This is a genomic window from Bacillus sp. FJAT-44742, from assembly GCF_002797315.1.
GTDB lineage: Bacteria > Bacillota > Bacilli > Bacillales > Marinococcaceae > Thalassorhabdus > Thalassorhabdus alkalitolerans.
The window spans coordinates 1,308,706-1,328,217 of the sequence record NZ_KZ454936.1; the positions used below are offsets into that span (position 1 = coordinate 1,308,706).

At 38.6% G+C, this 19,512-nt stretch carries 18 protein-coding genes and 1 tRNA gene; 11 read left to right on the forward strand and 8 right to left on the reverse strand.

All coding sequences use genetic code 11. From position 1 onward, the window contains the following. The first annotated feature begins 126 nt into the window (after window positions 1–126). The 9 genes from CEF17_RS06535 (at window position 127) to CEF17_RS06575 (ending at window position 8,388) form a co-directional block, all read left to right on the forward strand. Window positions 127–1,434 carry a glycine/sarcosine/betaine reductase component B subunit gene (locus CEF17_RS06535; RefSeq protein ID WP_100398818.1) on the forward strand — a complete coding sequence of 436 codons (1,308 nt, stop codon included), beginning with the start codon at window positions 127–129 and terminating at the stop codon, window positions 1,432–1,434. Between the two features lie 14 nt (window positions 1,435–1,448). Next, on the forward strand, window positions 1,449–2,765 hold the full coding sequence (locus CEF17_RS06540) for a glycine/betaine/sarcosine/D-proline family reductase selenoprotein B (protein WP_100398819.1): 1,317 nt from the start codon (window positions 1,449–1,451) through the stop codon (window positions 2,763–2,765). 43 nt (window positions 2,766–2,808) lie between these two features. Further along, window positions 2,809–3,270 (forward strand): glycine/sarcosine/betaine reductase complex selenoprotein A, encoded by a 462-nt coding sequence (grdA, locus tag CEF17_RS06545; RefSeq protein ID WP_100398820.1) that lies wholly within the window; start codon window positions 2,809–2,811, stop codon window positions 3,268–3,270. A gap of 10 nt (window positions 3,271–3,280) precedes the next feature. After that, window positions 3,281–4,237 (forward strand): thioredoxin-disulfide reductase, encoded by a 957-nt coding sequence (trxB, locus tag CEF17_RS06550; protein ID WP_100398821.1) that lies wholly within the window; start codon window positions 3,281–3,283, stop codon window positions 4,235–4,237. A 1-nt stretch (window position 4,238) separates the two neighbouring features. Continuing rightward, window positions 4,239–5,687 carry a glycine/sarcosine/betaine reductase complex component C subunit beta gene (gene grdC / locus CEF17_RS06555; protein WP_100398822.1) on the forward strand — a complete coding sequence of 483 codons (1,449 nt, stop codon included), beginning with the start codon at window positions 4,239–4,241 and terminating at the stop codon, window positions 5,685–5,687. Between the two features lie 2 nt (window positions 5,688–5,689). After that, window positions 5,690–6,019 (forward strand): thioredoxin family protein, encoded by a 330-nt coding sequence (locus tag CEF17_RS06560; RefSeq protein ID WP_100398823.1) that lies wholly within the window; start codon window positions 5,690–5,692, stop codon window positions 6,017–6,019. A gap of 20 nt (window positions 6,020–6,039) precedes the next feature. Further along, on the forward strand, window positions 6,040–6,504 hold the full coding sequence (gene grdA, locus CEF17_RS06565; protein WP_232725436.1) for a glycine/sarcosine/betaine reductase complex selenoprotein A: 465 nt from the start codon (window positions 6,040–6,042) through the stop codon (window positions 6,502–6,504). 332 nt (window positions 6,505–6,836) lie between these two features. After that, the gene (locus CEF17_RS06570; protein WP_100398824.1) at window positions 6,837–8,090 is read left to right on the forward strand and encodes an NADP-dependent malic enzyme; all 1,254 of its coding nucleotides are present in this window, start codon (window positions 6,837–6,839) and stop codon (window positions 8,088–8,090) included. Between the two features lie 64 nt (window positions 8,091–8,154). Next, window positions 8,155–8,388: a hypothetical protein gene (locus CEF17_RS06575; protein WP_100398825.1), complete on the forward strand. Its 234-nt coding sequence runs from the start codon at window positions 8,155–8,157 to the stop codon at window positions 8,386–8,388. Between the two features lie 58 nt (window positions 8,389–8,446). On the opposite strand, the gene CEF17_RS19900 is transcribed toward CEF17_RS06575, so the two are convergent. The 4 genes from CEF17_RS19900 to CEF17_RS06590 form a co-directional block, all read right to left on the reverse strand. After that, window positions 8,447–8,543 (reverse strand) — tRNA-Sec (locus tag CEF17_RS19900). Window positions 8,544–8,644: 101 nt separating this feature from the next. Beyond that, window positions 8,645–9,280, reverse strand: coding sequence for a carbohydrate ABC transporter permease (locus CEF17_RS06580; RefSeq protein WP_198508910.1), 636 nt, complete (start codon window positions 9,278–9,280; stop codon window positions 8,645–8,647). A gap of 181 nt (window positions 9,281–9,461) precedes the next feature. Beyond that, window positions 9,462–10,337 carry a carbohydrate ABC transporter permease gene (locus CEF17_RS06585; protein ID WP_100398827.1) on the reverse strand — a complete coding sequence of 292 codons (876 nt, stop codon included), beginning with the start codon at window positions 10,335–10,337 and terminating at the stop codon, window positions 9,462–9,464. 112 nt (window positions 10,338–10,449) lie between these two features. Continuing rightward, window positions 10,450–11,727: an ABC transporter substrate-binding protein gene (locus CEF17_RS06590; RefSeq protein WP_100398828.1), complete on the reverse strand. Its 1,278-nt coding sequence runs from the start codon at window positions 11,725–11,727 to the stop codon at window positions 10,450–10,452. 192 nt (window positions 11,728–11,919) lie between these two features. On the opposite strand from CEF17_RS06590, the gene CEF17_RS06595 reads away from it, so the two are divergent. Next, the gene (locus CEF17_RS06595) at window positions 11,920–13,188 is read left to right on the forward strand and encodes a Gfo/Idh/MocA family protein (protein ID WP_100398829.1); all 1,269 of its coding nucleotides are present in this window, start codon (window positions 11,920–11,922) and stop codon (window positions 13,186–13,188) included. 246 nt (window positions 13,189–13,434) lie between these two features. Continuing rightward, window positions 13,435–14,748, forward strand: a complete 1,314-nt coding sequence (locus tag CEF17_RS06600) for a 6-phospho-beta-glucosidase (protein ID WP_100398830.1) — start codon at window positions 13,435–13,437, stop codon at window positions 14,746–14,748. A 301-nt stretch (window positions 14,749–15,049) separates the two neighbouring features. Here CEF17_RS06600 and CEF17_RS06605 read toward each other — a convergent pair whose 3' ends face one another. The 4 genes from CEF17_RS06605 to CEF17_RS06620 all read right to left on the reverse strand — a co-directional run bounded on the left by CEF17_RS06605 (window position 15,050) and on the right by CEF17_RS06620 (window position 19,276). Next, window positions 15,050–16,420, reverse strand: a complete 1,371-nt coding sequence (locus CEF17_RS06605) for a DUF2254 domain-containing protein (RefSeq protein WP_100398831.1) — start codon at window positions 16,418–16,420, stop codon at window positions 15,050–15,052. 837 nt (window positions 16,421–17,257) lie between these two features. Next, window positions 17,258–18,400, reverse strand: coding sequence for a chromate efflux transporter (gene chrA, locus CEF17_RS06610; RefSeq protein ID WP_100398832.1), 1,143 nt, complete (start codon window positions 18,398–18,400; stop codon window positions 17,258–17,260). Window positions 18,401–18,432: 32 nt separating this feature from the next. After that, window positions 18,433–18,855: a chromate resistance protein ChrB domain-containing protein gene (locus tag CEF17_RS06615; RefSeq protein ID WP_232725437.1), complete on the reverse strand. Its 423-nt coding sequence runs from the start codon at window positions 18,853–18,855 to the stop codon at window positions 18,433–18,435. Continuing rightward, window positions 18,848–19,276, reverse strand: coding sequence for a Chromate resistance protein ChrB (locus tag CEF17_RS06620; protein ID WP_100398833.1), 429 nt, complete (start codon window positions 19,274–19,276; stop codon window positions 18,848–18,850). Before CEF17_RS06620 ends, CEF17_RS06615 begins: the two co-directional genes overlap by 8 nt. Between the last annotated feature and the right edge of the window lie 236 nt (window positions 19,277–19,512).

Sequence of the window (19,512 nt, forward strand, 5' to 3'; positions counted from 1 at the left end):
ACAATTCAGAATATTTTCTAAACTAATTTAAAAAAAATGTTTACTTTTGCCTTCTGGGTAAATATAATGTAATCAATCAACAAAAAATAATCATGATTATCGAATGATTCATAAGGGGGGAACGCTTTGAAGTTAGAAGTAGGAAATTTTCATGTGAAAGACGTAATTTTTGGCAGTCACACTTCTTTTCATAATGGTGTCTTAACCATTAATAAAGAAGAAGCTTTAAAAGTTGTTTATGAAGATGAAAGGATTCGATCAGCTGACATTGTCCTAGCAAAACCCGGAGAATCTGTTAGAATCACTCCAGTTAAAGAAGCAGTTGAACCTCGGTATAAAGTGTCTGGGGGAGTAATGTTTCCTGGAGTAACAAACAAACTGACCCAAGCTGGGCATGGAAGAACTCATGCATTAAAAGGAACTAGTGTGCTGGCGGTAGGGGAACGTTGGGGGGGATTTCAAGATGGACTTATCGATATGAGCGGTCCGGGAGCTCAGCAAACATATTTTTCAGAATTATTGAACATTTGTTTGGTTGCAGATACTAATGAAGACTTTGAAAAAAATGAACAACAGAAAAAAAACACTGCTCTACGTTGGGCAGCGATGCGATTGGCGGAGTATTTGGGAAGCTGTGTGAAAGATTTAGAGCCGGAAGACATGGACGTGTATAGACATGATCCCCTAGGTAAACGTATGGAGGATATTAAAAACCTCCCAGGTGTCGTCTATGTCCTTCAACTTCAATCCCAAATGCTTGAAACAGGGTACAACGCGATGGTGTATGGCTGGGATGCCAATCGCATGGTTCCCACACTCATGTCACCAAATGAGTTACTCGACGGAGCGGTTGTTTCTGGGAGCTTTATGCCATCGTCTTCCAAAATATCCACTTATCAGCATGTAAATAATGAAGTGGTCAAGCATTTATTGAAGGAACACGGGAGAAGTATAAATTTCCTTGGGGTGATACTCTCCAACTTAAATGTGAATTTAGAAGAAAAGCAGCGGTCAGCTCTTTTTGTAAGACAGATTGCTACAAATCTGGGAGCAACAGGGGCAGTGATCTCCGAAGAGGGGTATGGAAACCCTGATTCTGATTTCATTCTTGTTTATAACGAGTTAGAGGATGCCGGGATTAAAGTAGTAGGAATTACAAATGAATGTACAGGGCGTGATGGAAAATCTCAACCACTTGTTGATCTTTCAGATAAGGCTAACGCCATTGTTTCAACAGGGAACGTGTCTCAATATCTTAAATTGGCTCCTATGGAAACTGTCATCGGCGACTTGGAAGCGTTGGCTCGGGACGGAAACTCCGGGGGGTGGGATGGATCAGTCAAAGAAGATGGGTCAATTGAAATGGAAAACAATGGTGTGTTTTGCGCCGATTCTAGCTCTGGAAACCATTACAAGACCGTAGTTGAGTATTAAAGGAGGGATAGAGAGTGAAAAAAGCCATTCATTATATTAATCAATTTTTTGGTCAAATTGGCGGAGAGGATAAAGCTGATTTTGAACCGGAAATACGCTCAGGTACGATTGGCCCGGGGTTACTACTAAACAAATTATTGGCCCCTGAAGTAGAGGTTACTCACACGGTGATTTGTGGCGATAACTTTATGGGGTCTCACAGGGAAGAAGCGATTCAGAGAATTTTAGAGTATTTAGAAGATAAAGAGTTTGATATTTTCTTTGCCGGTCCTGCTTTTATGGCTGGGCGCTATGGCGTTGCCTGCGGTGAAATTTGCAAAGCCGTCCAAGATAGATTTGGTGTTCCTGTAGTGACAAGTATGTATGTTGAAAATCCTGCTGTAGAAATGTTTCATAAGGACCTTTACATTTTTCCTGGTGGGAATAGTGCAGCGGCAATGAGAAAAGACGTTCCTAAAATGGCCCGTTTTGGAAAAAAACTTCTTCAAGGTGAAGAAGTTCAATCGGCTAAAGAAGAAGGATACTTTCCGAGAGGCATTAGGTTAGAAACGTTTCACCAACCTGAGCAAATTGGGGCCCAACGAGCTGTAACCATGTTACTAAAAAAACTACATGATGAAAAATATGAGACTGAGATGCCAATGCCTGTGATTGAACGGGTAGACATTGCTTCCCCTGTTGAAAAACTGAATGAAGCAACAATTGCGCTGGTTAACTCGGGGGGGATTGTACCGGTTGGAAATCCAGACCGAATTCAATCTGCCTCAGCCACAAAGTGGGGGAAATATGATATTTCCACTCTAGACTCCTTAGAGGCAGGGAAATGGGAAACCATTCATGCTGGTTTTGATCCCTCTGCGGCAAATGCAGATCCAAATGTCATTGTTCCTTTGGATGCATTAAGAGAGATGGAAAAACAAAGGGAAATAGGAAAGGTTCATGAGTATATTTATTCCACCGTAGGAACCGGTACAACGCAAGCAGAAGCGAGCCGAATGGGGGCAGAAATTGCTCAGGATCTAAAGAACGCTAATGTCTCAGCTGTTATTTTGACTTCCACCTGAGGAACTTGCACTCGTTGCGGGGCAACGATTACCAAGGAAATTGAAAAAGCCGGCATTCCTATTGTACAAATGGCGAATCTTGTGTCTATTGCTAAGACGGTTGGATCAAATCGTATAGTACCGACCATATCAATCCCTTACCCATTAGGTGATCCTAATACACCGATTGAGGAGCAATGGAAACTTAGAAAACATCGTGTAGAAGTAGCGGTAGGTGCGTTAGCCGCTGACGTTGAAGAAGCCACCATTTTGGATGTGAAAATCTAAAGATAACTAAATGATATTTATTTTATTAAAGGAGGAATTGCAAATGATTAAAGACAAAAAAGTGTTTGTTCTTGGAGAAAGAGATGGAATACCAGCACCAGCAATTGAGGAATGCATGAAAGCAGTAGGAGCAGAAATTATTTATAAAGATACACAGTGCTTTGTTTGAACGGCTGCCGGTGCGATGGACCAGGTGGTCCAAGAAGAGGTAAAGAAAGCAGCTGAAAAATATGGGAGTGAAAATGTGTATGTCATTTTAGGATCACCAGATGAGGACAGTGCCGAAATTTTTGCTGAGACGGTGACAGCGGGTGATCCCACATTTGCCGGACCGTTGGCTGGAGTGGCTTTAGGCCTTCCCGTCTATCACATACTTGAGGACGAAATTAAGGCATTGATTCCCGAAGATATCTATCAGGATCAGATCGGGTTAATGGAGTTATCACTAGATAAGGATGAAATCATTTCGGCAATGAAGAATGCCAGACAGATTTCTGCAGAATAAGGGGGAGCCTATGAGTAGCGAAAAGGTTTATGATGTGATTATTGCTGGAGCAGGTCCTGCTGGTATGACGGCTGCTGTTTACACGTCGAGGGCCAAAATGGAAACATTAATGATAGAAAAAGGACTTCCTGGGGGGCAAATGACAAAAACAGAAGATATTGAGAATTACCCCGGGTATGAAGCCATTTTAGGACCTGACTTATCGAATAAAATGTATGAACATTCTATTAAGTTCGGCGCTGAATATGTTCAAGGAAACATTCAAGAGATAAGAGATGGCTATCCTATGAAAACAGTAGTCGTAGATAACCAGGAATATAAAGCAAAATCGGTGATTATTGGCACAGGAGCAAAACACCGTAGTCTGGGTGTTCCAGGAGAAGAGGAGCTTTCGGGTTTTGGAGTGTCCTATTGTGCCGTGTGTGACGGAGCATTTTTTGCAGACCAAGAGTTAGTCGTTGTTGGCGGAGGAGACTCTGCGGTGGAAGAAGCCATCTTTCTAACAAGATTTGCCACAAAGGTCACCATCATTCACCGCCGAGGTGAGTTGCGAGCCCAAAAAATCATCCAAAAACGGGCTTTTGAAAATGACAAAATCCACTTCATTTGGAACCACACGGTAGAAGAGATAGTGGGGGATGGGATGGTTTCGGGTGTTCGTATCAAAGATAAATTGACAGGTGAGGTAAGTGAATTCCCATGTGCAGGAGCGTTTATTTACATTGGCATGGATCCTCTCACTGATTGTGTAAAGAATTTAGGAATAACCAATGAAAATGGATACATTGAAGTTGATGAAGACATGAAAACCAAGGTTAAAGGAGTTTTTTCCGCCGGCGATGTAAATGAGAAAATGCTTCGTCAAATCATTACAGCAACAGGAGATGGCAGTATTGCAGCACTGTCAGCTCAACAATACGTAGAAAATTTAGAAGAAGAATTAAAAGAAATAAATTTGGAGGTGTAACATGACAGCACCTGTTATTAAAGGGTCTTCCTTTGTTATTACTCATACCCCAAGCTTGGTCCGTCATGGATCAAAACCAGTGAGAGAAATTGAAAAAAAACCTGAAACCTTAGATCAAATTTTAAATGGATTACGTAGTTTTCAAGATGCAGTCTCTTATCCTCCCAACCAAGTCTTTATCGGGAATATGAGACCTGAATTATTAAAAGACTATGAAAGGCCATGGACGAATACTCAATTGGAAGGGGCTGAACGCTTCAGCCCCTGGGGAGAAATTCTCCCTGAGGAGGAGTTTTACGGGTGGCTGAAAATAGCAGATGGGTATAATTTGATTTCTTTAGAAGAAAAGTTTTTAGAAGAATATGTGAAAGCTTCTTTGGAAAAGCATCCCTTGATTTCAAAAGAAGATCTTGAAGCGTTAGGCGAAGGGATTTCTTTAAATGAAATTGATGAAAAGCTATCGAATGGAAATGCCTTACCTTTGCATGTAAACAAAGACCAATTAATAGGGGTCATTGAAGCAGGTCATGATGAAGACAAGTTTTTATCCGCTCATATTTTATTAGAGAACCTTAGTAATAAAGCATCCGGCATTGTTGCGATGCGGCATGTATTACACGGCTTTAATGTCTCCGCTGAACAGATTGATTATGTCATTGGTTGTGATGAGGAAGCAGTGGGAGATCGTTATCAGCGTGGCGGTGGAAACATGGCCAAGTCAATTGCTGAGCACGCAGGGTGTATTAATGCTTCTGGTTCAGATATTAAATCCTTTTGTTGTGCGCCTGCCCACGCAATTAGCATTGCAGCCAGTCTCGTACAAGCCGGGACTCATAAAGAAGTATTAGTAATCGGAGGTGGTTGCCTAGCGAAACTTGGAATGAAATATGCCGGAAACCTTTCTAAAGAAATGCCAATCACGGAAGATCAAATGGGCGCAATTGCTATATTGATTGGAGAGGATGATGGGAAAAATCCTCAAATTCGAATGGATGGGTTTGGAAAGCACGATATCTCGGCTGGATCTTCTGCTCAAGCCATTTATCAAACGTTGGTTGTAAACCCTCTTGAAAGAATAGGAAAGAAGATCACAGATATCGATAAGTATGCAGTAGAACTTCATAATCCAGATGTGACAGAACCGAATGGGAATGGAAATGTTCCAAGAGGAAATTACCGTACAATAGCTGGGATGGCCGTCTTAAGAAAAGAATTAGACCGGTCGGAAATGAATTCGTTTGAAGAGAAACGTGGAATGATAGGTTTTTCACCTACTCAAGGGCACATTGCTTCAGCGATTCCGTTTATTGGTCATGCCAGAGACATGATTAATAACGGAGAAATAAATAACGCCATGTTTGTGGGAAAAGGAAGTCTTTTCTTAGGGAAAATGACAACGCTTTCCGATGGAATGTCTTTTATTATAGAAAAAAACAAAGGAGCTGTATAAGGATGCAGGATGTAAACAAAAAGAATTTTGAAGAAGAAGTACTTCAAGCGGAACAACCAGTAATTGTTGATTTTTGGGGACCTAGTTGCCAACCGTGCCTAAAATTAATGCCGGATGTGGAACAACTGGCTGAGGAGTACGGAGATCAGGTAAAGATAGTAAAACTAAATAGCTCAGAAAATCGAAAAGTATGCATTACACATCGTGTAATGGGCCTCCCTTCTTTTTTACTATTTAAAGATGGAAAAGAGGTAAATCGCATCTCAGGCGGAGAGCTGACGAAGGAAGACATAAAAAAATTAATTGACGAAAGTCTGGAAGTATCTCAATAACTTGAAAGGGTGGGATGATAATGGATCTATCAAACAAAAAAGTGTTTGTTCTTGGAGAAAGAGACGGAGTACCAGCCCCAGCAATTGAAGAATGCATGAAAGCAGCAGGGGCAGAGATTATTTACAAAGATACACAGTGCTTTGTTTGAACGGCTGCCGGTGCGATGGACCAGGTGGTCCAAGAAGAGGTAAAGAAAGCAGCTGAAAAGTATGGGAATGAAAATGTGTATGTTATTTTAGGGTCTCCAGATGAGGATAGTGCCGAAATCTTTGCTGAGACAGTTACAGCGGGTGATCCTACGTTCGCCGGACCGTTAGCTGGCGTACCGTTAGGCCTTCCTGTTTATCATATTCTTGAAGACGAAATTAAGGCATTAATCCCCGAAGATGTCTATCAGGATCAAATTGGGTTAATGGAGTTATCACTAGATAAAGATGAAATTATTACCGCGATGAATAATGCTCGTGCTAGTGAAAATGTGTAGCGTTCCACAAATTGAATAATAGCTTTCCAAAACAATGAATCTACTTCAAGAAAAAGTCCCTTATCGCAGGGACTTTTTCATACCACCATAAAGTTTAGTAAGGACAACAAGGGGCTGTTACCAATTAAAAATTTATCCACTGATACGTTGTTGTATATCTATCGATTAGGAAAAGAGAAACGCATTGACAAAAATTTTTTAAATATGCTACTCGAAGAAATTAACTGGAGAAAAAGGTAGCCGAACGATGAACTGCACTGTGAAAAGAATTCTTGACTAGGCTCAAAGATAAGAAAGATAAAACTTTTACAAATTTAAGGAGTGTGGGCGGATTGGATAGTTTTAAAGAAGAAGCATTGCAAGTTCATCGGGAAAAACAAGGAAAACTGGAAACTACATCAAAAATACAAGTAAGAAACCCAAAGGATTTAAGTTTGGCCTATTCTCCAGGAGTGGCTGAACCTTGTAAGGAAATACAAAAAGACAAGAGTGCAGTGTTTGAATATACCATGAAAGGAAACATGGTTGCTGTTATCTCTGATGGGACCGCAGTTCTTGGATTAGGTAATATTGGAGCTGAAGCCTCGATTCCGGTGATGGAGGGTAAAGCAGTATTGTTAAAAAGCTTCGCTGGGGTAGATGCATTTCCCCTATCCTTGAATACTACAAACATCGATAAGATTGTGGAAACGGTAAAACTTCTTGAACCAAACTTTGGCGGAATCAACCTTGAAGACATTTCAGCACCGAACTGTTTTGTTATTGAAGAACGTCTAAAAAAAGAAACAAACATCCCCATTTTCCATGACGATCAACATGGGACAGCAATTGTGACAGTAGCAGGTTTGCTAAACGCATTAAAGATCGTTAATAAATCGCTACCTAATATAAAGGTTGTTGTCAATGGAGCAGGGGCGGCAGGGATTGCAACTATTAAATTGTTAGAAAGAATTGGAGTTGGAAACCTCTTTTTATGTGATTCAAAAGGAATTATTTATGAGGGTAGATCTCATGGAATGAATGCTGCAAAAGAAGCAGTTTCAAAAATTACGAATCCAGAAAAATTGGAAGGGAAATTAGAGGACGTTTTAAGAGGAGCAGACGTATTTATTGGCGTTTCAGCAGCTGGGACATTAACGAAAGAAATGATTCAAACCATGAACGAAGATCCAATTATCTTTGCTATGGCCAATCCAGATCCTGAAATCAATCCGGATGAAGCGAAAGAAGCTGGTGCTCGAGTTATTGGAACAGGGCGCTCAGATTTTCCCAACCAAGTAAATAATGTTTTGGCATTTCCAGGTATTTTCCGGGGAGCTCTGGATGTACACGCTACCGAAATAAATGAGGAAATGAAATTAGCAGCCGCGTATGCTATTGCTTCCCTCATATCTGAAGACGAATTATCAGAAGATTATGTCATACCCGGTCCATTTGATCCACGGGTGGCTCCGAATGTAGCTGCGGCCATTGCCCAGGAAGCACTCAACACGGGAGTGGCAAGAAAAGAGGTAGATCCTTGCACAGTTAGAGAAAAAACAGAAAATTTATCCTTGATAGGAAAAGAGGAAAAGTTAATTTTTTAAAAATCACATGGTTTGTAAATGACTGAGTCCGATGGTGAATGTACTATAAAAGGAGGGATACTGAATGAGTGAAGCAAAGTTTAAACTGAATAGCTTTGAATACGGAGAAAGTTTTGGTGTTCAAAAAGTCACCATCTGTGGAACTCTCTTTATCTCACCAGAGATAAATACGAGAGTATACGAGGTGTATCAAGTAAATGAATTCAATAGTAAAATTTCTTCCTTAGACCCACGTACCCTTACTTTTAATGAAATAGAAAAGTTATCACATAAATATTATACAAGTAGGATTTCTTAATGTTTTAGTTGGAGATATCATAAAAGTTTAGAGGGGAAGGATTCGAAGGAATAAATTTTGGCGGGATTGTGTGGGAATCGAACCCACCGAAGATGTCACGCATCTCCCAAAAGGTTTTGAAGACCTAGGGGGTCACCAGTACCCCAACCAACCCCGTATTGATACTACTATTATATTACAAAAATGACAAAAATACTAGTAATTTTATACGAATAATAGGTTCATTTTATTTACCTAAAATGAACCTATTATTCTTTTAATGTCCTGAGAGAAACTCTTTAGAAAAATACTTATAGATAACTAAAAAAATGATTATTGGAGGAATCATAGTGAGAATGGCTGCAGCCATTAAGGTATTCCATTCCACTCCATATTGATTCATGAAGCTATATAATCCATAGGGTAGTGTTCGTTTACTTTCTGAATCAGTTAAGGTTAACGCAAAAAGAAATTCATCCCACGCTATCAGGAAAGAAAAGATTCCCACAGCAAGTACCCCAGGAAAAGACAGGGGGACTACAACTTTATAAAAGGCTTGGAATCTTGTAGCACCATCCATAAAAGCAGCTTCTTCTAATTCTTTCGGGATTCGATTGTAAAAGCTTGTCATGATCCATGTACAAAAGGGCAGGGAAAAGGCAACGTACGTAACAATTAAGCCAGTATAGGTATCGATTAGAGTTAACCGTTGTAAAATAAAAAATAAAGGAATAAGTAAAACAATCCCCGGTATCATTTGCACACTTAAAAAACTATTAAAAAAGAACCTCTTCCCTTTAAATGTTAAACGAGAAAACCCGTATCCCGCTAAACTCGATAAAAGAATAACGATCAGCGTGGTAGTTCCGGAGACAAAAAGACTGTTAAATAAATACCCACGAAAAGCTGGCATGTTGACTACATGAATATAATTTTGCACCGTTATGTTGTCAGGAATTATAGTAGGATGTGGCTGTAGAATTTCATTTGTTTTTTTTAAGGAAGTGGAGAACATCCACAATAAAGGTGCTATAAGGAGTAAGCCATACAGGCTTGTACCTATCCACCACAACAATTTATACCAACTATGCATCTTATATAAATTCCCCTTCCTTATCGAGCTTTTTTCTGTACATGATAACGACAGACATAATAAATATGAATGTAACCACAGATAAGGCCGCAGCCATTCCAAAATCATAATTTGTAAAAGCCATTTGGTATATGTATAAGACTAGGGTGTTGGTAGCATTGGCCGGGCCACCTCCCGTAAGGGTATAAATGATATTAAAACTATTAAAGGTTCCGATGAAACTTAAGGTTCCCATGACGAGAATAATATGTTTCATTCCAGGAAGAGTGATATACAAGAATTGTTGCAAGGCGTTGGCTCCGTCAATATTAGATGCTTCATACCATTCTTTCGGAATGGTTTGTAGTCCGGCCAGACAAACAATAATTATAAAAGGCAAACCTGTCCAAGTATCTACGACGATGACTGCTAATAAAGCTAAAATAGGAGTTCCCAGCCAATTGATTTTTACATCTATAAGGTTAAGAGTTTCCAATACATAATTTAAGATGCCAAATTGATCATGAAGTATCCAACGCCATGTGAGCGCCGCGACTACCGAGGGTATTAACCAGGGAATCATAAATATTGACAAGTAAAATGTAGAAGCTTTTGATTTTACACGCAACATAAGGGCCCCAATCATTCCAAAGGTTAATTTAAGAAACACTGAGGTAAAGGCAAAGATGATAGTAATGAAAATAGAATGTAAAAAAACAGCACTCTTAAATATTTCAATGTAATGTCCAAATCCGATAAACCGATCATTCTCAGGCGATATTAGTACTTTGTGTTGAAAGCTTAATAAAAACGTCTGGAAAATAGGATACAAAACAATAAAGGCTAATACTACGCTTGCTGGAAAAATAAAAAAGATAACTGTACCTTTTCTTTTCAATAGAAGTCCTCCTTCCAGGACTGGTTATACCAGATATAGCTAAGGCCTACTCACTCCCAAACGTGCAAGGAGTATAACATAGCAGGCCTGAACTACTTATCTGGACTATCGTTTACTTTGATAATAATTGGTTTACCTCGTCAGCTGCTTCATCTAGTGCCTCTTGTGGTGATTTAACCCCCATTAATGTTTCTTGAATGGCCTCTGCAATCGCTTGGTCAATCTGAGGCCATTCGGGAATTGTTGGATACGCTTTTGCATCGGGTGCTACCTCAAAGAAAACTTCAAATTCTTTAGTATTTCTTCGGTCATCACGGTCCAAATTTTCTTTATGATAGGGGATAAACCCTTGATGTTGAGCCCATTTCATATCATTTTCTTTATTTGTAAAAAACTCTATAAATTTCCATGATTCTTCTTTATGAGTAGCTTGCTTTGTCATAGCAATGTGATCGACCGTTCCTAGATTTACTGCTTCTTTCTTTACAGGGTATGGAGCGATTTCATATTCTAACTCGGGAGCCCCTTCTTCAATAAATTTTGGCAGCCAGGGTCCTTGTGTGGTCATACCAACTGTTTCGGTAATAAACAGATCCCGTGAGTCAGTTCTATCATTATTCACGCTTCCTTCTGGTGCCACGGAATGTTTCCTTAATAGATCAGTGTAGAACTCTAGAGCTTCTACTCCTTCATTGCTATTAAAAGCAGCTTGTTGCAAGTCCTCAGTAAGAAAATCTCCTCCATTGGACCATAGAAAAGGGGCCCAAAACATGGTGGTTTCCATTCCATTGTAGCCAACTAACCCAAAGCCGTACTGATTGTCCGTGGTAAAAGATTTAGCTACTTCTACAAATTCTTCCCATGTTTCAGGGGGAGAGGTAAAACCTTGTTCTTCCAGCCAGTCAGACCTATAAAAAAGACCGGTTGTTGTAAAGCCAACTGGCAATCCCCATGTTTGGTCTTCGTATTGGGTTGTCTCCCATGGAGCTTCTACAAAACTTTCCTTGAAATCTGTATCAATAAATTGGTCAAGAGGTTCAAAGGCTCCCATAGCAGCAAGTTGTGGAGTCCACCGCCCCGCAACCGTGGTAATATCAGGTAAACGATCATTAGCAGCTGTCGTGACTAATTTATTTTCACCTTCATCCCATGGAATGTAGTCAATGTTTATAGTAATGTTGTTGTGTTTTTCTTCAAACCGATTAGCTAAATCATCGTGATAGGATCTCCAATAGTCATCCGCCCCCATTACCCAAATGTCAAGGTCTATGGACCCTTGTGGTTTTTCTTCTTGATTGTCCCCTGCTTCGGATGTCCCTGTGTTCTCCGTGCAAGCCGTAAGTAAACATAAAAAAAGTAAACTAATTAATAGAGTGCTTTTTTCTCTCATGTTTTTTCACCTCATCGTTTTTAGATTGACTGACTCCGTGCTCATAGACCTCCTCACATTTGAAATTATAAAAGTCTTTCAAATAACAATTACTTATGGACATTATAATAAAAAATAATTACAATTAAAACATAATCATGATTATTTGCAGAAAAATTTTAATATTCCCTAAAAAAGTGAGGGGTGTTTTCTATGAAGAAAGTAAGAGTCGCACTCATTGGGGCGGGCAATCGTGGAACCGTCTATAGCGAGTATGCAGAACAACATCCAGCTAAAATGGAAATTGTAGCTGTCGCGGAACCAGATGAAAGTAGAAGAAAGAAACTGGCTGATAGGTTTCAATTACAAGAAAAAAGGTGCTTTCAAAGTTGGGAGGATATGTTCTCACTACCTAGATTTTGTGACGCCGTTATTATTACCACCCAAGATCAAATGCACTTTGAACCAACGATGCATGCGTTAGAGAAGGGATATCATGTACTTGTGGAAAAGCCAATGAGCCATAACTTACGTGAATGTATTCTTATGGAAAGGAAAGCCAGAGAAAAAGGAAGGTTATTAATGGTATGTTATGTCTTACGATATACTCCTTTTTTTCAGAAAATTAAGGAAATAATAAAAGCGGGGGTCATTGGTGAGGTTAGGCATGTAGGAATTGAAATGGATGTGGGGTACTGGCATATGGCTCATAGTTTTGTTAGAGGCAATTGGAATAACCAAGCGACCTCCTGTTCAATGGTCTTGGCGAAAAGCTGTCATGATTTTGATATTTTATCATTCTTACTGGATGCAAGGTGTGAGAGTGTTTCCTCGTTTGGGGATTTAATTCATTTTCAAAAGGCCAACGCGCCCACTGGTTCCTCTAATAGGTGCTTAGATTGTGTAATAGAAAATGAATGTCCTTATTCTGCTGTAAAGATATATCTTGGCGAAAATATAGAATGGCCTGTTTCTACTATTAGTTCCGATCTTTCCATGACAGGACGAAGAAAGGCACTAGAGGAAGGTCCTTATGGAAAGTGTGTGTACCGATGCAATAATGATGTCGTAGATCATCAGATTGTAAATATGGAATTTTCTAGTGGTACAACGGCGACCTTAACAATGAGTGGCTTTACTCAGAAGTTAAAAAGAACGGTAAAAATACTAGGAACCAAAGGAGAGGTGCAGGGGACAATGGAAGAAAATGAACTCACTGTCCTACCCTTTGGAAAAGATCCACAACACATAAAAATGCAACCATCCTTTTTTGGTAAACATGCCGGAGGGGATGCCGGCTTAATGGAAGCTTTTGTTCATGACGTATCCCTAGGCCTTTCTGGGATTAGTTTTCCGCCAGATGAACGACTGGTGGAAAGCCATATCCTAGCACACGCAGCCGAAGAATCACGCTTGTCAAAAAGAACAGTTAATATTGAGGAGTACAAAAGACAAACCATTTTTCATTCCATAGTGTCTTAGTTGCCAGAGAGTGCGGCGAAGCAAGGAAGTGAATTACCACAATCGTATGAAGAAATGAGAATTTTTTCGGGGAAGACTTATTTACACACAACTTCCTAGAAGTTTTTAAAATTTTAATCAAGATAAATTTATAACCAATTTGATATACTAACGTCCTCTCTAAAATTGTCTTTGCAAGGGGACCGATGGAACAAGGTAGTGAAGTGATAAACGGGCGAATTACAGCAACGTGGAGGTGAATTAACGATGAAACAAGGTGTTAAGATCGTAACAATTGGCGGGGGCTCTAGCTATACACCTGAATTAATAGAAGGAATCTTAAACCGGTACCACGAATTGCCAGTAACGGAATTATGGTTAGTGGATATTGAACCAGGAAAAGAAAAATTAGAGATAATTGGAAACTTAGCTAAAAGAATGATTATGAAATCGGGTTTTCCAATAGAGGTTCATTTAGCAATAGATAAAAGGGTAGCTTTAGAGGGTGCTGATTTTATTATTACTCAATTTCGTGTAGGGCTATTAGAGGCTCGGGCTCGAGATGAAAATATTCCTTTAAGACATGGAGTACTCGGGCAAGAAACCAATGGACCAGGAGGGTTATTTAAGGGGCTACGTACCATTCCAGTTATGTTAGACCTTGTAAAAGACATAAAAGAATTATGCCCTGAGGCATGGTTAATTAACTTTACGAATCCTGTCGGTATGGTAACCGAGTCCGTTTTTCGTTGCAGTGATTATAAGAACGTCGTTGGTTTATGTAATGTCCCGATAGGAATGGAGAAGGGGATTGCAAAGCTATTAAAGGTGGATCATTCCCGTATTCGCATGGATTTTGTTGGGATAAATCATATGGTTTATGGGGTAGACGTATATCTAGATGGAGTGAGTGTGAAAGAGAAAGTGATAGATTTATTATCACATACAAAGAAGTACGCCTTTATAAAAAACGTAGAAGGCCAAGAATCTCGTAAACTAAGTGCTATCCCATGCCCTTACCAAATGTACTATGAAAAGAAAGATGAAGTTCTACAAGAAGAGATGAAAAACTATCAAGAGGGTAGAACGAGGGCAGCCGTAGTGAAAAAACTTGAAACGGAATTATTCGACCTTTATAAATCTCCTACTTTAGCAATAAAACCACCCCAAATAGAGCAACGCGGGGGAGCATATTATAGTGAGGCAGCAGTTCGTTTAATTTCATCTATCTATAACGATAAGGGGGATATCCAACCGGTAAACACCCTAAATAAGGGAGCTATCGCTAGTCTTCCGAGTAACTCTACTGTTGAAGTAAGCTGTGTTATTACAAAAAATGGCCCGAAGGCAATTATTCATGGTGACATTCCAAGTGCTGTACGAGGACTCGTCCAACAACTCAAAAGGTTTGAAGGAATGAGTGTGGAGGCCGCTGTAACAGGAAGTTATGATACAGCATTGCTTGCTATGACAGAGAACCCACTTGTTCCATCTAACAAAGTAGGTAAGAGAATATTAGATGAAATGCTTGAAGCACATAAAGAGCATTTACCAAATTTTTATAAAAAAGTAGGTACGTAAAAGATAAATGGTTCAAGTGTTTATACACTTGAACCATTTTTAATAAGCAGGTTCCTAGGAGAAGGTAGGGAATCACTTCTCATATTGAAGTATGGGCGTGATTTCAGGTCGTATTCTTTTAAAAAAAGACTCTTATAGTAAGATGAGGTGACGGGAAATAATAGTTTTCCTGGTTAAACTACCAGTCTTTTTGGTTGTTTGAAATCTGCAAATAGTGCTTTCTCTTTCTTCACGAAGACACCTTTGTTGGTTAAGTCTAGGACGGATAACGAATCAATGGTATAAAGACCTGTCACATTTTCTACTCTAAACCATGTATTTTAACATCGTCATTGAAACTTTCTTGATGGTCAGTAGTAATTGCTAGGTTCTCTAGTGCTTCGTAAAAGCAACGTTTATCATGAGAGAATAAATAATCTTTATTAAATCCGTTAACGATGTAGAGGGCAAAGTTCCAAATATCCGTTTTATATGTTTCATCGACTGATTGAGAAAGCGTTGTTAGAGCCTTCAACAACTCAATCGTAATCGAGACATTGTCCCTGGCGTGATGACGGATACTGCTATAGCTATAATACAGATAATCGCTAAAGTCGTATTTGATCAAAATAACTCTCAAGTTCCCCTTTTCATCCATTAAGAAAGGCATAAACTTAGTGACTTCACAAATTACGCGAAGCAAATCACTAATTTGGAAGATAGCATTGGATGCTGTTTTTGTGTCAAAGTTCCCAAGAGACCTAATGGCAATTTCTACAAATTTGGATAGGTTAAAGCGAATGTCTTGAATATCGGTTTGCGTGCTGCCAATAAAGTAAGCTGATAAATATAATTTTTCATCGATTTGTTGATTTTCTTCAGGCCAGTAACTTAGCAAAGGAGCGCCTTTTAACACATGGTCACCTATATCGCATTCTAGTTTGACAATAATGTGGTCTTTTTTTGCATACTTTACTAATTTAATAAAATCAACAATTTGGATGTAGCCTGAATGGGGAGCTTTTATATAAAAAGGTTCGCTCACTGGAATCTCTTGTTGTGCTCTCGAATAATTTGTGTGCCTGTATGGTTCTAGCTCATCTCTTAAAGAAAGTAGAATAGAAGTCTTTGAATCCTTTTTCATTTTTTGAGTCATGTTATTAACTTGCATCCATTTGACAGAATGGTTAATAAAATGAACGAAAATACCTGCACAAAGACCTGCAAGAAACGTAGCCATCACTGGAATGGCAAAATAAGCTCCTACTTGTTCGCCACTTAGAAAAAAGTAAATAATGAGAGTGAACAAGAAGCTACCGTTGAAAATACCTAAAATTCTTTGCGTCGTTTTTGAAGTGGTAAAATTTTTAAGAACACGAGGAGAAAATTGCCCTGAAAATGTGGCAAAAGCGACCAACACTAAGTTAAATGTAAAGGCAGTCAACGTTAAAATAGCAGGCATTAAAGTACTGATTAATGTATTCGTCAGTTCAAAGCTTACGCTGAAAAAGTCAGGTACTTTTTCTCCAAGAAGTAAAGAGTAATCTGCTGATAAAGTTAAGAAGACTAGTATAATTGCTCCAATACTATACAGTAATGGGGTAAACCAAATTTGAGAGTTTAATTCATTTTTTATTTGTCTTCTTGATAAGTTGTTGTACTTGGATGAAATTTTCTTTAAAGAGGACACCATGTTACCCACTTCCTGATCAATATTTACCTCCTTCCATTCCGCGAATTGGCTATTTTAAAACTTCCTTTCTCAAACTGTAATAACAAATCATATAAAGGAGGAAGTCAAACTTTGTTTGGGTCACTGTTAAGAGAAAACAGCAACATTGGCTCCAAAGATATAGTTTTTCTGTGGATGAACAGTCCTAGCTACCTTAAGCCAAATAGGTTACTACAAGTGTCAAGAAGAAAACGTCCAAGCGACGAGTTTATTTCTATTGCCCCCTAGGATTGCTATGTAGCTAGTTACACCTTTTACCTTTTAGTGTTTTTGATCACTGCCACCAACTGGTTCTTAAAGTAGGTTTCTTACTTACTTGGTTCTTTAAAAGAACAATATATAGTGTTTAGATTTTTTAGTGTTCACTCGCATGCCTGAAAGGATATTTGTTAATGTTTTAAACTGGGGGGCGGGATCTTTTTTGGAACCATCGCAGCACTCTAACATTTATAGATATTAAGGCTATGAATGATTAAATGGGGAATGTAAGGTGGTGAACAACCGATTAGGAACAGAGGAAAAATAAATCATGACAAAATAAAATATTCGCTAGTAAACAAAAAAAGGCCTTTCTTAATGTACAAAGAAAGGACGATGGGAGGAAAAAGGCGGTTATTTATAGTTTATTCCCCGTATAGAATAGTGTTAAACTTGTTTTTAGATTTTTTTATAAGGAACTAACACTCCAGTAGACTGATATTGTGCAACAAATGTCTTATTGAAGTAATGGAAAGAATTCTTTAATAAGCCAATGTAGTATAATAAAAAACATGTCCCCCTTATTTGGGACATGTTTTACTATCCAAGCAGCATTATAGCTGTTCCAGCAACTAATGCGAGTAAAAAAACTTGCCAAATCTTCCATTTAAATTTAAAAAGCAAAACAAGGGCGATGATCGAGATCAAGACACTCCCCCAATCTTGAAAAACTTCCACGGATAAGCGAATAAGAAAGCTTGTTATCAGACCAACAACCGCAGCACTTACACCTGCTAAATATAACTTTAACTTTGTATTATTTCTTATTCTATCAAAGTAAGGTGCACCGATCAGCACGATGAGGAAAGCAGGTAAAAATATGAAAAATGTCGCTAGAGAAGCTCCCCAAAATCCATAAGCAGCAAAACCAACAAAAGCAGCAACCATAATCAATGGTCCAGGTGTCAACTCATTAATAGCTAAACCATCAATATATTGTTGAGTCGTCAGCCAACCATACGTATCAACCGCCTCAAATTGTAAAAGTGCTATAACTGTATAAGCTCCTCCAAAACTTAAAGCACCAACCTTTAAGAATAATAGAGAAAGTGTCGTAGCAAGTGAAGCTGTACCAGCTGTTACAGCTGTTGAAACTGCTAGGAGAGGCAAGGGATTGATACTATAAGTTTTATTGTTTCCTAAGTAACGAACAATAAGCATATATATAAAGCCCATGACAAGCAGTAAAAGAATAAGATCAATCGTTGTTACAAAACTTAGAATAATCATTAATACGGTAATAAAAATCTTTTTGTTGTTTTGTAAAACTCCAAACTTATTGGCAATGCGAAATAGACTAAATAATACAATCGCAACCATTGCAGGTTTTACACCGTATAACAAACCTTGAGCAATGTCAGAAGTTGTGGCAAATTTAAAATAAGCCCAAGCCAATATCGTAATCAGTATAAAATTAGGTAACATAAATCCTAATCCCGCCATAATACCGCCCCAGATACCACGTTGGCGATAACCTACATATGTACATAATTCGTGTGCTTCAGGTCCTGGCAACATCCCGCAAACGGCAAAAGCATCTCTAAAACGGTCATTATCAATCCATTTTTTCTTTTCCACCGCATCTTCATGAATAACCTGAATTTGTGCAGCAGGACCTCCCCATCCTTGCAATCCAATGAGAATGTAGTTCCAAAAAATCTGCCATAAACTTGGTTGTTTCATTATTGGTTGCTCCTTCTAATTCTTTTAACCATCTATTTCTCTTTTAACATTGAGTACAAAGCATCATAGATCATAATCCCTTTTTCTAATGCTTCGTAATCATCCTTACTATTTAAGCTTATCCCCTCACATATATAATCGAGACCGGGGGCAACTGGCTCTAAAAAAACTTCTTGTACAGTATCCGCCTCATCTACAATTTGAGCAATTTTTTGTAAGGTCTTATCATCTAGATTAAATTCGTTTAATATCGTGTGAAATGAGCAATTCCCATTTCTATGAGAAAATTCAACCCCAGGAATATCAAAACCTTTAGTTCCTTTAGGGATATTCGTTTCTCCTTCAGGGATAAAAATAAACTCTGCATTCTGGTCAATAAACTTTTGAATTACCCAACAACAAGCCATTCGGTCAACCCCAATATTTTCCCATGTCACCCATTTCATTTTAATCATATCCTCTCTTTCGTTTGATTTGTTCACGAACCTCACGCTCCAACGGAGAATGAAAATAATCAACCAACTTTATTTGTTGGTATTTTTTTGCTAAATCAACCAAATTACTCGTATTATCTGTTAATTGTTTTAACAGCACTTCATACTCGACGTTGACTTGTTTTAGAAACTTTTGTTTTAGCTCGTCATTTGAAAGCCCTAGTGCTATTTTTGCTTCCCACAATGAGGCTTCTCCCCCTAAATCTTTGATTTCAACAACCAACCATTGAAACTGCTCATAAGTATAGTTGTTATTTGGAAGAACCCAAATAGATTCATGTAAATGAAGAGCTCCTAAACGCTTAAGTTTTCTCCAAATTCTCACTCTTCGTGCGCTAGGTTGTCTTGGAATTTTATACGTGATATGTAACCAAGTATTCATACCTTCACCACCACTTGTATGTAACCATGGTTACATTATACAGTATGTAATTAAGTTATCAACCAATTATGAACAAGTATATTTAAACAAACGGATTGAAACCAGAGAGTGAAACTTTCACTGACCTTCTGTCGTTAAAGAAGAGAAAATAAAAATTGGAAAATTCACCTGTACTAGGCTACGGGGTTCATGCTAAGAGCTGAGGAGGAGATGAAATGAAAGGATTAACGATTAGC